At 64.7% G+C, this 14,036-nt stretch carries 11 protein-coding genes; 7 read left to right on the top strand and 4 right to left on the bottom strand.

The window, feature by feature from the left end; all coding sequences use genetic code 11:
- Nucleotides 1-28: 28 nt before the first annotated feature.
- The 5 genes from flhA (at nucleotide 29) to ACODTW_RS10545 (ending at nucleotide 8,587) form a co-directional block, all read left to right on the top strand.
- Complete coding sequence (gene flhA, locus ACODTW_RS10565; protein WP_488945948.1) at nucleotides 29-2,140, top strand: flagellar biosynthesis protein FlhA; 2,112 nt, start codon at nucleotides 29-31, stop codon at nucleotides 2,138-2,140.
- Between the two features lie 70 nt (nucleotides 2,141-2,210).
- On the top strand, nucleotides 2,211-3,218 hold the full coding sequence (locus ACODTW_RS10560; protein WP_488945947.1) for a flagellar biosynthesis protein FlhF: 1,008 nt from the start codon (nucleotides 2,211-2,213) through the stop codon (nucleotides 3,216-3,218).
- Nucleotides 3,215-4,009 (top strand): MinD/ParA family protein, encoded by a 795-nt coding sequence (locus tag ACODTW_RS10555; RefSeq protein WP_488945946.1) that lies wholly within the window; start codon nucleotides 3,215-3,217, stop codon nucleotides 4,007-4,009. Before ACODTW_RS10560 ends, ACODTW_RS10555 begins: the two co-directional genes overlap by 4 nt.
- Nucleotides 4,010-4,031: 22 nt before the next feature.
- On the top strand, nucleotides 4,032-7,211 hold the full coding sequence (locus ACODTW_RS10550; RefSeq protein ID WP_488945945.1) for a hypothetical protein: 3,180 nt from the start codon (nucleotides 4,032-4,034) through the stop codon (nucleotides 7,209-7,211).
- Nucleotides 7,212-7,288: 77 nt separating this feature from the next.
- Entirely contained in the window at nucleotides 7,289-8,587 is a 1,299-nt protein-coding gene (locus tag ACODTW_RS10545) for a DUF3422 family protein (RefSeq protein WP_488945944.1), read from the top strand.
- 10 nt (nucleotides 8,588-8,597) lie between these two features.
- Here ACODTW_RS10545 and ACODTW_RS10540 read toward each other — a convergent pair whose 3' ends face one another.
- Complete coding sequence (locus tag ACODTW_RS10540) at nucleotides 8,598-9,158, bottom strand: GNAT family N-acetyltransferase (protein WP_488945943.1); 561 nt, start codon at nucleotides 9,156-9,158, stop codon at nucleotides 8,598-8,600.
- A gap of 120 nt (nucleotides 9,159-9,278) precedes the next feature.
- Between ACODTW_RS10540 and ACODTW_RS10535 the strand changes: the two genes are divergently transcribed.
- Entirely contained in the window at nucleotides 9,279-9,575 is a 297-nt protein-coding gene (locus tag ACODTW_RS10535) for an acylphosphatase (protein WP_488945942.1), read from the top strand.
- Nucleotides 9,576-9,691: 116 nt separating this feature from the next.
- Nucleotides 9,692-11,080, top strand: coding sequence for an ATP-binding protein (locus tag ACODTW_RS10530; RefSeq protein WP_488945941.1), 1,389 nt, complete (start codon nucleotides 9,692-9,694; stop codon nucleotides 11,078-11,080).
- Between the two features lie 3 nt (nucleotides 11,081-11,083).
- On the opposite strand, the gene ACODTW_RS10525 is transcribed toward ACODTW_RS10530, so the two are convergent.
- The 3 genes from ACODTW_RS10525 to ACODTW_RS10515 all read right to left on the bottom strand — a co-directional run bounded on the left by ACODTW_RS10525 (nucleotide 11,084) and on the right by ACODTW_RS10515 (nucleotide 13,832).
- On the bottom strand, nucleotides 11,084-11,515 hold the full coding sequence (locus tag ACODTW_RS10525; protein ID WP_488945940.1) for a type II toxin-antitoxin system RatA family toxin: 432 nt from the start codon (nucleotides 11,513-11,515) through the stop codon (nucleotides 11,084-11,086).
- Nucleotides 11,516-11,536: 21 nt separating this feature from the next.
- Nucleotides 11,537-12,496, bottom strand: a complete 960-nt coding sequence (gene lipA, locus ACODTW_RS10520) for a lipoyl synthase (RefSeq protein WP_488945939.1) — start codon at nucleotides 12,494-12,496, stop codon at nucleotides 11,537-11,539.
- Between the two features lie 124 nt (nucleotides 12,497-12,620).
- The gene (locus ACODTW_RS10515) at nucleotides 12,621-13,832 is read right to left on the bottom strand and encodes a DUF418 domain-containing protein (protein WP_488945938.1); all 1,212 of its coding nucleotides are present in this window, start codon (nucleotides 13,830-13,832) and stop codon (nucleotides 12,621-12,623) included.
- Nucleotides 13,833-14,036: the final 204 nt, after the last annotated feature.

The raw sequence follows: 14,036 nt of genomic DNA, 5'->3' as shown, positions 1-14,036 counted from the left end.
CTGACCGACGAAAGCCAGAACCGCCCCCATGACCGACCAACCGCAAGGCAATATCAGTTCCGCTGGCGATGCGCTGCGCATCATTGGCCAGGCGCTGAAGCGCGGCGAGGTGGGCTTTGCGCTGGCCATCCTGACGATTGTCGTCGTCCTGATCCTGCCCTTGCCGACCTTCCTGCTGGACGTCGGCCTGACCATCTCCTTCGCCTTCTCCGTCCTGATCCTGATGGTGGTGCTGTCGATCCAGAAACCGCTGGAATTCAGCAGCTTCCCCACCATCCTGCTGGTCAGCACCATGCTGCGGCTGGCGCTGAACCTGGGCTCCACCCGCTTGATCCTGGGCCACGGGCATGAAGGACCAGCCGCCGCCGGCCACGTCATCGAGACGTTCGGTAAATTCATCATGGGCGGCAACTTCATCATCGGCGTCACGGTGTTCGGCATCCTGATGCTGGTGAATTTCAGCGTGATCACCAAGGGTTCGGGCCGTATCGCCGAAGTGGCCGCCCGCTTCACCCTGGACGCCATGCCCGGCAAGCAGATGGCCATCGACGCCGATCTGTCCTCGGGCCTGATCGACGAGGCGGAGGCCAAGAAGCGCCGCAAGGATCTGGAGGATGAAAGCCAGTTCTTCGGTGCCATGGACGGTGCGTCCAAGTTTGTGCGCGGCGACGCCGTGGCCGGTCTGGTCATCACCTTCCTGAATATCGCGGTCGGCATGGTCATCGGCATCGCCCAGAAGGACATGAGTTTCCTGAAGGCTGGCCAGACCTACACGCTGCTGACGGTGGGCGACGGTCTGGTGTCGCAGATCCCGGCCCTGCTGGTGTCGCTGGCCGCCGGTTTGATGGTGTCGAAATCGGGCTCCACCGGTTCCACCGACAAGGCCGTGTTCGGGCAGCTGACCTTCTACCCCACTGCCTTGGGCCTGACGGCCGCCGTGGTCATGGCGCTGGGCCTGCTGCCCGGCATGCCGAAAATATCTTTCGGGCTGCTGGCAATGGGGCTGGCCGCCGCCGCCTATTACCTGCCACGGTCGCGCCTGATGAAGGAGGCGATGGCGGCGGAGCAGGAGGAGCAGGCAGCCGCAGCGCCGACGCCCATCGCGGAGGAGCCGATTTCCACGGCGCTGGCCATTGATCTGGTGCGCCTGGAACTGGGCTATGGCCTGCTGTCGCTGATCAATTCGGAAGCCGGGCACCGGCTGACCGATCAGATCAAGGGCCTGCGCCGGCAATTAGCCGGCGAAATCGGCATCATCATGCCAGCCGTCCGCATTCAGGACAATTTGCAGCTGCCCCCCAACACCTACCTGATCCGCATTAAGGAGATCGAGGCCGGGCGGGGCGAGGTGCGGCCCAACATGCTGTTGTGCATGGACCCGCGCGGCGACCGCATCGGCCTGCCGGGCGAGGCGACGACGGAGCCGACATTCGGCCTGCCCGCCATGTGGATCGACGGCGCCTATCGCGAAGAGGCGCTGTTCAAGGGCTATACGGTTGTCGATCCGCCCACGGTCGTGACCACGCACCTGACGGAAGTGGTCAAGGACAATATGGGCGACCTGCTGTCCCATGCGGAAACGCAGAAGCTTCTGGACGAGATGGGCAAGGAGCACCAGAAGCTGGTGGCCGACGTCGTGCCCGCCCAGATCACCATCGGCGGGTTGCAGCGCGTGTTGCAGAACCTGCTGGGCGAGCGGGTATCGGTGCGCGATCTGCCCACCATCCTGGAAGGGGTGGCGGAGGCGACGGCCTATACCCGCAACATGACCCAGATCACCGAACATGTGCGCGCACGGCTGGCCCGTCAGATCTCCGACGCCAACACCAACGACATGGGCTTCATCCCCCTGGTCACCCTTTCACCCGAATGGGAACAGGCCTTCGCGGAAAGCATTGTCGGTGAAGGCGACGACAAGCAGTTGGCCATGGTGCCGTCGCGGCTGCAGCAGTTCATCACCGCCGTGCGCCAGTCATTCGAGAAGTTCGCCATGCAGGGAGAGGCACCGGTGATGCTGACCTCGCCCATGATCCGGCCGTTCGTCCGCTCCATCATCGAGCGTTTCCGCCCGGCCACCGTCGTGATGTCGCAGAATGAGATTCATCCGAAGGCCAAAATCAAGACTCTGGGCCAAATCTGATGGGGCCGCGTATAATGATCGGATGGCAAGGCACTGACAGGGGCTGGAGGGCCGGGAAGGCAGGGGCAGCATGCGTCTGAAATCGTTCCATGCACCGACCATGCAGGACGCCATGCGGCTGGTTCGCGAGGTGCTGGGCGATGACGCGATCATCGTCGCCACGCGCGAGGAGGAAGGCGTCGGCGTTCGTGTCACCGCGGCCATCGAGGAAGATGAGGGCATGCTGGCCACCCATGCCCCGGTGGCGGCCCCCAATCCCCTGCGCTTCCTGGAACCGCAGGGACCCGATCCGATCGACGTCGTCTCCGACGCGCTGCTGCGCCATGGCGTGCCGGCGGAGTTGAACCAGCGGCTGATGGACTCTATCGAGGATTTCGATACCCGTGACCCGCTGATGGCGCTGGCCGCCGCCCTGGACGCCGTCTTCACCTTTCAGCCGCTGCCCGATGGGCGCGCACCCCGCCCGATCATGCTGGTCGGACCTCCGGGTGGGGGGAAGACCCTGACCGTCGCCAAGCTGTGCGCCCGCTGCGCCCTGCAGAAGCGACCCGTCGGGGTCATTTCTACCGACACGATCCGCGCTGGCGGGATCGAGCAGTTGCAGGCCTTCACGCGCGTGCTGAAACTGCGCCTGATCACGGTGGAGGACCCGACGGCCCTGTCCGATGCGGTGGAGGTATCCCGGGGAATGGAGCAGGTGCTGGTCGACAGCGCCGGCCGCAACCCCTACAACGCACAGGACATGAAGGATCTGCGGGAATTCATCTCTGCCACGGAGATCGAGCCGGTGCTGGTGCTGCCCGCCGGGCTGGATGCGGTGGAGGCGGTGGAGATCGCCAAGTCCTTCCGCGCCGTCGGCGCCCGCCGGATGCTGGCAACGCGCATGGACATGGCCCGGCGTTACGGCAGCCTTCTGGCCGCCGCCGCCGAATCTGGCCTGGCTTTTGCAGATGTGAGTGCGACGACAAAAGTTGCCGACGGGCTGACCGCCCTGACGCCGACAATTTTGGCCAAGATGATGATGCCGGAACTGCAAGCCGATCAGCGGCGAGCCAAGCAAACGGGGACCCACGCATGACCGACCTGTCCGCGATGATGGCCGCCTCCGCCAATGTCACGCCGCTGCGCCAGCGCAATATCCTGGCGGTTGCCAGCGGCAAGGGTGGGGTCGGCAAGACCTTCTTCTCCATCAGCCTGACGCATGCGCTGAGCAAGCTGGGCCGCAAGACCCTGCTGTTCGACGGCGATCTGGGCCTGGCCAATGTCGATATCCAACTGGGACTGATGCCCAAGCGCGACCTGGGCCAGGTGATCGACGGCATGGTGACGCTGGCCGGTTCCACCACCCGCTACAGCGAAGGCGGGTTTGACATCATCGCTGGCCGGTCCGGTTCCGGCAGCCTGGCCAATCTGCCCCCGGCAAAATTGACCCAGCTGCGCAACGACCTGACCGATCTTGCCCGGTCCTACGACAATATCGTCATCGACCTGGGGGCCGGGGTGGATCGCAATGTCCGCACCTTCACGGCGCCCGCCGGCATCTCGCTGGTGGTGACGACGGACGAGCCGACCAGCATCACCGATGCCTACGCCTTCCTGAAACTCTCTTATCAGGCCAATCCCTCGGCCGATCTGCGCATCGTGGTCAACATGGCGCAGACCCGGCTGGAAGGGGAAAAGACCTATGAGACGCTGCTGGCCGCCTGCCGCAAGTTCCTGGGCAAAAGCCCGCAGCTGGCCGGCATCATCCGTCGCGACATGAAGGTACGGGAAAGCATCAAGACCCAGACGCCGCTTCTGGTCCGTTCCCCCACCTCCGACGCCGCCCATGACATCATGGCGCTGGCGCAGAAGCTGACCACCGGCTGACCGGTCCGGGGCGGGTGTCGCCATGTCCGCCCCCCTTCCACCCGGGATCAATGCCGGCGCGCCCGCTGCTCCCGCCCCCGCGGGCGGCGGCGGTGCGCCTGTTCCGCTGGGCGATGTCCTGATACGCGCGCTGCCGGAACGGCTGTCGGGCCTAGACCGCACCGTCAGCATCTCCGGCACGGTGGTCGCGCAGGAGGATGGCGCCGCCACAATCCGTACGGCGGCCGGCGATGTGACGGTGGAGACACCGGCCCCGCTGCCCACCGACCGGCCCGTCACCCTGCGTATCCCGCCGCAGGTGCCGGGCGCCCCGCCGCGGGCCCAGGCATCGGCCCCACCCGCCCCGCAGGCCCCGGCGCCTGCCACGGAAGGTCCGCAGCCGGCTGTGGCACCGGCCCCCACAGCCAGCCTGACGCCTCCGCCCCTTCCCAGCATCCAGCCTGGCGCCACCATCATCGCCATGGTGGTGGCGGCCATTCAGCCGCGCCCGCCCGCGCCACCGGCACCCGGCACGCCGGGCAGCACCGATGGGGACGATGTGCCGGCGGGACCGTCCGTGGCGGACGATGGCGCAACGGGATCGGCGCCAGCGCCCGGCCCGGCGCGCCCGGCAACCAGCCCCCCGGCCAGTTCCACGCTGCCAGCGACATCCCCGCCCGGCGGTGGGCAGCCTGCCGGCGGGCCGGACCCGCTGACAATCCTGCTGGGCGGCAGCGGCGGGGACGATTCCGCATCCACCGCCCCGGTGGCGGGGGCGACCTCCCGTCCATCACCCCCGGCGGAGGCCAAGACGTCCCCGGCCGACGGCGGCGAGCCTGCACGACCAGCCACACCGCCGCGACCGCCTGACCCGGCGGCGGATGCTGTCCGGCTGGCACGGCTGGCCCGCTACAATATCGCGACCGAGGCGCCCAGCAGCGGGCTGCTGTCATTGCAGGAATTCGGGTCCAAGCCGGCGTCCATGCCCCTGACAGAGGCGCGGCTGCGTGGAGGTAGCCCGCCAGCACCACCGACAGCACCACCCACAACCCCATCGGCCAGTTCGGCGCCCACCACGGCGCCCCCGCTCCCCCCCCGACCGGTACCATCCCCGCCGGCCGCCGCCCCGCCGGTCCCGGCCGGGGCAGCCCCACCCGCCGTCGATCCGGACGCGCTGATCATGGCGCGCCTGCGCGGTGGCGCACCGCCGTCACCGCCAACTGCCGCGCCCACGGTTCCAACGCCGCCGCCGGCACCCAGCCCATCCTCGCCCCAGATTGTTCCGGCCGATATGCCGGTGGAGGTGGCCCGCCTGCGCGGCACGGCACCGCAGGGCGGGGAACCGACCGCCCCGCCAACCGGACCCACCGCCCCACCGACCACGAACCCCAGCCATCCGGGAAAACCCCCGGCCGCGGCGGCGCCGTCCCCCGAACCGGCGATGCAGCTGACCCGTCTGCGCGAGGGGCAGACTGTATCGCCGCCGCCGACCGCCCCACCGACCATTCCCACGCCCGGCAGCCCGACGCCGCAACCCACGGTACCGCAGCAAACGCCGCCTTTGGTCCCGGCCACCGACGCGCCCGTGATACTGGCCCGCCTGCGTGAAGGGGCGCCCCCGGCCGCCCCCAGCGCCCCGCCGACGGTCGGCACCCCATCGGTGGAGCCGAAAACCCCGCCCGTCGCACCGCCTGTTCCGCACCGGCAGGGGGCCATGTCCGCCGCCCTCGCCGCACAGGAAGCGGCCCCGGCCACGCAGCTGGCACGGCTGCGCGATACCACACCTCCCGCCCCGGCCACGGCGCCGCCCACATCGCCGGCAGCGGCGCCCCCACCACGCCGTGAGGTCGCGCCGCCGGCAACGGTCCCGGCCATTTCCGCGCCGGCCAATTCGCCACCGGCACGCGTGGACGGTGGGCATTCACCCGCAGCAGCCCCCTCCCCATCCCCGGCGGCCACGGGACCGATGCCCCCAGCGGGACAGGACGGCCGGCCGCAGCAACCATCGGTATCGTCGCCTGCGTCGACGGTGCCGGCGACGCCGGACGACGCCTTGTTGCAGGCCCGGTTGCGCGATGGTCGACCGCCTGCCCCGGCGACAGCCCCCGCCACCATTCAGGCTCCGGCCGCACCGGGCCCCCGCCCAGCTGTACCGGCACCCCGGCAGCAGCCGGACAGCCCCGCTCAGTTCGCCCAGATGGACGCAGGAGAGCCGTCGGCAGAGGCGCGCGGCATGGCCGGTCAGCCCGCTTCCCGTGCCCCGGCGGATGCGCTGCCGGCGGGCCCCATCCCCGATCGCCCGACCCTGCCCCATGGTCAGCCCGTGCGCCTTCGGATCCTGGCTCTGGACGCCGCACCCGGCAACTCCAGCAGCCAGCAGACGGTGACCGGCACCCTGGTCGGCAGCACAGCGCAAGGCCATCCGGTGGTGACGACCCCGCTGGGCACCCTGGTCCTGCGGGCCAGAACGGACCTGCCGGCCGGCACGACATTGGCGTTGGCTGTGGATATACCGCCGACCCCGAAGGCCGCCATGCTGCCCCCGCTGGACCCGGCCCAGGGTCTGGATTGGCCCGTTCTGCGGGAAGTGATGGCGACCCTGGCCGCCGCCGATCCGGTACTGGCCAGGACCATCGCCGCCAGCATCCTGCCGCAGCCCAACAAGCGCCTGACCACCAACCTGACCTTCTTCCTGTCGGCGCTGCGTGGTGGCGATGCGACGGGCTGGCTGGGAGGACCGGCGGCGGAACTGCTGGAGTCGCGGGGGGGCTCCAAGCTGCTGGCGCAGCTGCGGGAGGATTTCCGCGCGGCCCAGCAGGCGGGAGCGGAACCCACGGCCGATGGCTGGCGCGCCATGCCCATCCCCTTCGGCACGCCCGAACAGCTCATGCGCGCGCAGCTGCATGTAAAGAATGCCGGTGATCAGGACAAGGACGACAGGACCGACGGGGAGAAGCAGGGGCCGGCAAAGCGCTTCCTTCTGGACCTGAATTTCTCGCGCATCGGGCCGATGCAGTTCGATGGCATGGTCCGGCCCGGCCGCTTTGATCTGATGGTCAGAACCCAGAACCTGCTGCCCGCAGAGGTGCGTCAGCAGATCGGCACCATCTTCCGCGACAGCCTGGAAACCGTCGGCTATTCGGGATCGATCGCCTTTCAAACCGGGGCGCATCAATGGGCGCGTGTCCAGTCTTCACCGCGCGGACCCGGCGTGCGCGCCTGACCAAGATGTCTCATGGCGCGCACGGGCGCATCTGTTCATAGTTGACGGCAATAAGAACAGTGCGGTGGGGGAACTTCATGGGCACGGGGGCGGATCGCGCGGATTGGCGGGAACACCCGCAGCGCGCGGCATTGAACGATGAATTGCACGCCCGGCCGCACATGCGCATCACGACGCCGGCCCGCCTGACCCATATCGCCCATCTGACGGGCGAGCTTGGGGCCGACCATGCGCATCTGGTGGAATTGTGCCGGACGGTCGGCCTGCCCCTGCCGGGGGACGAACTGCGACAGGTACAGTTGCTGGTCGATGGCCGCACGGTGAAATGGGAACGCCACACGGAATTCACCGCCATCACCGTTGCCGACATGGAAGGCGCCGATGCCACCGACTGGTCCGGGCTGTCCCCGCGTCTGGCCGACTGGGTGGCGCGGCTGCCGGGGCTGCGCCTGGTTGCCTGCCACCTGCGGCTGGAGCCGGATGGGGACCCACGGCATACACCGGAAAGCCTGGGCGCCATCTTCCCCCGCGGGGAATTGCTGGGCAGTGCCGTGGGTGGAGACGAAGCCCTGGTCTGGACCGACTTCCACCGGGGCAGCGACGGTTTCACCCGCCTGCTTGTCCGCAACAAATGCATGTCGGCGTCCCATGCCGGGCGCATCGTGCAGCGCCTGCTGGAGATCGAGACCTACCGCATGACGGCGCTGCTGGCCCTGCCCCTGGCGCGGGAAGCCGGGCCCGAGCTGGCGGCCCTGGAACACCGGCTGGAAGGCATCGTCGCCCGCACGGCGGCGGCCCGCGACATGGCGGAGGAACACGGGCTTCTGGACGCGCTGACCCGGCTGGCGGCGGAGGCCGAAACCCTGTCAGCCCGCTGCCGCTATCGGTTCGGCGCGACCCAGGCCTATGCCGAACTGCTGGAACGGCGGGTGGAAGAACTGCGGGAGGAGCGGATACCCGGTCTACAGCGGCTGGGTGTTTTCCTGGAACGCCGCTTCCGCCCTGCTGTCCGAACCTGTGAGGCGGTAGCCAGACGTCAGGCCGAACTGGCGGCCGGCATCAGCCGCGCCAGCAGCCTGCTGCGCACCCGCGTCGATGTGCAGCGCGCCGAACAGAATGCCGAAATCCTGAAAAGCCTGGAGGCCCGCGCCCGCACCCAGCTGCGCATCCAGGAGGCGGTGGAAGGCCTGTCGGTCTTCGCCATCTCTTACTATCTGCTGGGGCTGGTGAAATATGTGGTGGAGGGGCTGCCGCATGTCGACGCCCTGCCGCCCAAGACCCTGATGACCGCCATCGCCGTGCCCACCATCATCGCCGCGGTCTGGATCGGCATCCGGCGGCTACGGCGGGCGGTGACGATGGGTGGTGCCGATTGAGTGGTGACACTCACCCGCCCACCGGCGGGTCGGCCGCCAGCCGCGCCAGGGGGACAAGGTCGGTCCAGCCATAGGCGCGTTCGGTCAGGCGCGCGCCAGCCACGCTGATCGGCTGTTCGGCCAGCAGATCGCCGCCAAGACGCTCATAGAAAAAGCGGGAAGGATTGTTGCGCAGGACCCAGACCACCGCCGCCCGCGTGCCGGCCGACAGCAGATGCTGGGCCATGGCCCCCAGCAGGCGGCGGCCCAGCCCCTGCCCCTGGACATGGTCCAGCAGATAAAGCGCATAGAATTCCCCGCCAAAGCCGGGCAGGTGCGTACGCTGGGGGCCGCAGGAACCAAAGCCGACCACCGTGCCTGTGCGATCCTGGGCCACAAAGGTGCGGCGGCCACGCGGCGACGCCCCCGTCAGCAGCCCACGCCAGCGCCGTTCGTGGACACTGGCCGACATGCCGATCAGGTATCGGTCAGGCAGGATGCCAGGATATGTGGCCCGCCAGCTTTCCACATGAACGGCGGCGATCCCCGCGGCATCGGCGGGTGTGGCAGGACGGATCAGGCTGGCATTCATGGCCCCCCTCCCGGCTGGTCGGCAACAGACCCATGCTGCCCCAGAACCGCGTCCTTGGCGAGCATGATTGACAAGTGCCCCGTCAACAGGCTGGATAGGCCCAACTAAAGCGAGACATTCATGGCAAATCCAATGGACGAAAGGCGCGCCGTCAGCGTCACCGTCACCGGGCGCGTTCAGGGCGTCTGGTATCGCGGCTGGACCGTGGAACAGGCCCGCGCCCGGCAGCTGGATGGCTGGGTGCGCAATCGCACCGATGGCAGCGTGGAAGCCGTATTTGCGGGCGGCAGCGCCGATGTGGATGCCATGCTGGACGCCTGCTGGCAGGGGCCGCCCTCGGCCATCGTCATCAATGTGAAAGTGGTGGAAACCACCGATCCGGGCGTCACCGGGTTCGAACAACGCCCGACGGCGTAGAGGGCTGGGCGGCAACGTCATCTCGTATCGACATAAACCCGCTTTTAAGAAGACTGGTGATTTGTTTTTTCTTATTCGCTACCATTCTTAAAGTTTACCGTGTTTAGGGGGCTGGAATGGCTGCGGTAGAATCAATTTCAGAAGTTTTTAAATCTGTTGGCCAACCTACAATCACTTATATTGAAAGAGATAGTGGTAAGCACGAGAACGCATTAAGGGCAGCAATTCAAGAAAAGGGACAGCTATGCCTCATTACAGGACCATCAAAAACGGGAAAATCCACCTTATACAGAAATGTATTGGGGGAAATTGACAAATCACCACTTGTTGTTCAATGCGACAGGGAGCTTACTTGCGCTGAAATATGGCGGAAGGCGCTGGAGTCGTTAGGGCACGAACAAACTACGCAGATACAAGAAAGGAAAAAGGCAACGGGACAGATTGAGGCAACCGGAAATGTCGAATCTTCGCTTCCACTCATAGGTGAAGCCAAATTAACCGGCAAGGCTGCTGGCTCAATTGACCGCGAAAAAACAGTTCAAAAAAATAGAACCATATCCACACCAAACCCAGATCATTTAGTCAAAATTCTCAAAGAAAGTAGATTTATTCTGGTAATTGAAGATTTTCATTATCTGAGCGATAATGAAAAAATACTGCTTTTCCAGCAGTGGAAGCGATTCGTTGATAATGAAATAACGGTAATTGTTCTTGGCACAACTCACAGAGCCGTAGATATTGCAAACAGCAACAGAGATCTTATTGGGCGCATTGCGCAGATTGATATTGGCCACTGGGAAACTACAGATCTTGAGGAGATATGCAAGAAAGGTTTCAATTATCTTGGAATAAAAATTTCGTCCTCAATAACACAAAAGATCGCAACTGAAGCTGTTGGACTACCTATTATTGTCCAGCAAATATGCTACCAGCTATTAACTGACAGGAAATTCGAGAGAAAAGATCAAACAAAAAAAGCAACAGACCTGAATATATCCGACAAGACTCTAGATATTGCCCTACATGGTGTGGCGACCGTAAAATATAAGCAATTTGAGTCTCATTATTCTACTTTAATTAGAGGGCCAAGAGAGAAGAATAGAAAATACAAAACATATGAACTTATCTTAGCTTGCTTTACGCTTGACCCAATTAATTTTTCTTTGGATAAGAATGGCATAAATGAGCGCCTAGGAAAGCTTGGCGTTCAGAAAGCCGAATTACCGCCTGTTGCTTCAATCAACTCAACCCTTGGGGCTTTGAAAAAATTCCAGGAGACTAGGAAATTTGAGTTACTAGAATGGATGCCGGGCGAAGAAAAGCTTTACATCACGGAACCTTCATTCCTTTACTATCTGAGATGGCGAGTCAAGAAGAACAACAACCCAGTTCAACTCGACCTATTTGAGTCTCTAATTCAGAAGACCATTCACCACCAAATCACACCGAGTAAGGTTGATACGAGTCTCGGAGAAATGATAGGAAGGCGCCCCCCAAAAAGCTAACCCTTACCCGTAAAGCTGCTTCGCGCGGCCTTCAAAGGCGGCCACCATGCGCTTCACGGCCTCGTTGAACAGGGCGCCGATGATGGTTTGCAGGACCTTGTTCTTGAATTCGAAATCCACGAAGAAATCGACGGTGCAGCCATCGGGATGCGCCTCGAAAAGCCAGTGGTTGTTCAGGTAATGGAACGGCCCGTCGACATATTCCACATCAATGCGCAACGCTTCCGGGTTCAGCGTCACCTTTGAGGTGAACCGTTCCCGGATCATCTTGAAGCCGATGACCAGATCGGCCCAGATGACCGCGTCCTGCCGCTTGCGGATGCGGCAGGCCACGGCCCAGGGCAGAAATTCCGGATAGCGTTCCACATCGGCGACCAGCGCATAAAGCTGTTCCGGCGTGTGCGGCAGGATACGCCGCTCAGCGTGCGTCGGCATGGGTCGGACCCGGACCTGTCGTCATTCCGCCGCCGGGCGGGTCCCGGCCAGCTTGGCCTCCCGCGCGGCGCGCAGCTTCCGGAAATCGTCGCCGGCGTGATAGGAGCTGCGGGTCAGCGGGCTGCTGGACACCATCAGGAAGCCCTTGCCGCGCGCCAGGGTGGCATAGCTGGCGAACTCGTCCGGCGTCACGAACCGGTCAACCGGCGCATGCTTGGGCGTGGGCGCCAGATACTGGCCGATGGTCAGGAAATCCACGTCAGCGGCGCGCAGATCGTCCATGACCTGACCCACCTCCTCCTTCGTCTCGCCCAGACCGACCATGATGCCGGACTTGGTGAAGATGGAGGGATCGACTTCCTTCACCCGCTGCAGCAGGGCCAGCGAGGTGAAATAGCGGGCACCCGGACGGATGGAGGGGTAAAGGCGCGGCACGGTTTCCAGATTATGGTTGAACACGTCGGGCCGGGCTTCGGCCACATGTTCCACCGCACCCGGCTTGCGCATGAAATCCGGAGTCAGGATCTCGATCGTCGTCTGCGGGGCCGTCTGACGGATGGCGCGGATGGTGCGGGCGAAATGGTCGGCACCGCCATCGGGCAGGTCGTCACGGTCCACCGACGTGATGACGACATGTTCCAGGTTCAGGCCGCCCACAGCCTCGGCCACCTTTTCCGGCTCATGCGGGTCCAGGTTCAGCGGCTTGCCCGTGGCGACATTGCAGAAGGCACAGGCGCGCGTGCAGATGGCGCCCAGGATCATGAAGGTGGCGTGCTTCTTCTTCCAGCACTCCCCGATATTGGGGCAGGCCGCCTCCTCGCACACGGTGTGCAGCTTCAACCCGCGCATCAGGTCGCGCGTTTCCGCATATTCGCGACTGGTCGGCGCCTTGACGCGCAGCCATTCCGGCTTGCGCTGGATCGGATTGTCCGGGCGGTTGACCTTTTCCGGGTGGCGGACGCGGGGTTCTTCGATCGTCATGGCCTGACCTTGGGATTGCCTTGGCAAAGAACATAAGCCGCCGATGGTCCCGAACCAAGCGCGGTGTGCCGCCACCCACCCCCGCATGGGCTGCAAGGCGGGGGCGGGGGGCTGAAGAGAGACGTCACGCGGAGGCCGGCCGACGTAGCGGCACGTCGAACCGCAGAAAGGTGGCGCAGCGCCAGAACCACTCGGCAGGCCCGTACCGGTAATGGCGCATCCACCATCCGGCAAAGCGCACCTGGGCGATGATGAAAACGATTCCTGCCGCCACGCTGGCAGAGACGCCCCATTCCTTGTAATAGCCCAGCCCGAAACCGTAGAAGACGGGCACCCAGACCAGCGCCTGCATCAGATAGCAGGTCAGGCTCATCCGGCCATAGCTGGCCAGATGCCGGGCCAGCGCCCCGCCCTCCAGCTGCGGCCAGACCAGGGCGAAACCGGACGCCCAGGCAAAGGTGAGCGCCAGATTGGCCCAGGCCCCTGTCAGCATCGTCGCCTCATACCGCGCCATACCCTTCAGGGGCAGGGTGTCGACCCAGAGCGACAGGGGGAACAACAGCACGAACGCGGCCAGGGCCCCCTTGAAGACCCGCGCCCAGATACGGCGCGCATCGGGACTGTCGATATAAAGCCGGTGGCGTCCGATCAGCAGACCCATGACAAACAGGCCGGCCATCTGCAGCCAGCGTCCGGATTCGATGAAGAACCAGAACCGCGCCGTCTGTCCGGTCCACAGATTGTTGTGCAGCATCTCCACCAGCGACGCCTTCATCGACACCTCGAACAAGCGGCCATAGAGCGCCCAGTGGGAGGGGTTGGTGGGTTCCACCTCCGGGGTCAGCAGCAGCGAAACCGTCGCCCAGACCGACGGCACCTGAATGAGCAGAAAGCCCGCCAGCAGCCACAGGACCCTGTCCGGCAGCCGGTAGATCAGGACCAGCGGCAGGCCCAGAATTGCCAGCACCGACAGGATGTCGCCGATATAAAGCAACCCATGGACATAGCCCAAGGCCCCCAGGATCAGCAGACGCCACAGAAAGCGCAGCCGCACCCGAGCATCCGGCGCCGTCTTCGACCAGCTTTGCAGGATCAGGGTAAAGCTGATCCCGAACATCATGGCGAAGATGGCGTAGGATTTTCCGGCAAACAGGAAAAAGACCGCATCATTGACCACGCTGTCCAGGCGGCGCAGCCAGGGGACAACACCTTCGGGATAACGCAGCAGGTCGAAATGTTCGACCATATGTACCAGGAAAAGCCCGATCAGCGCCGTGCCGCGCAGGGCGTCGACGCGGTCGATGCGGCCATCGGCCGTCGACATCACCTTTGTCATCCTTTGTTGCTCCCCCACCCGTCAATGCCTGACCGGCATTGCGGGCCGCCCCGGTCTTGCCGCCGGTGATCGTTGGTCGCACCCCACTTCCACAGGCCAAATTGTCACGGGAAGGGGGCGATCGGCAAGGGACACACTATTCGCGCTGGTGCTGCCCGCGTCGGCCGTATAACCCTTTGGTGGGCAAATGGTCGGGATGGGAAC

The organism is Niveispirillum sp. FG148 (assembly GCF_057809655.1).
Note: the sequence above shows the minus strand (reverse complement) of the source record. Positions and strands in the feature narration are given on the sequence as shown.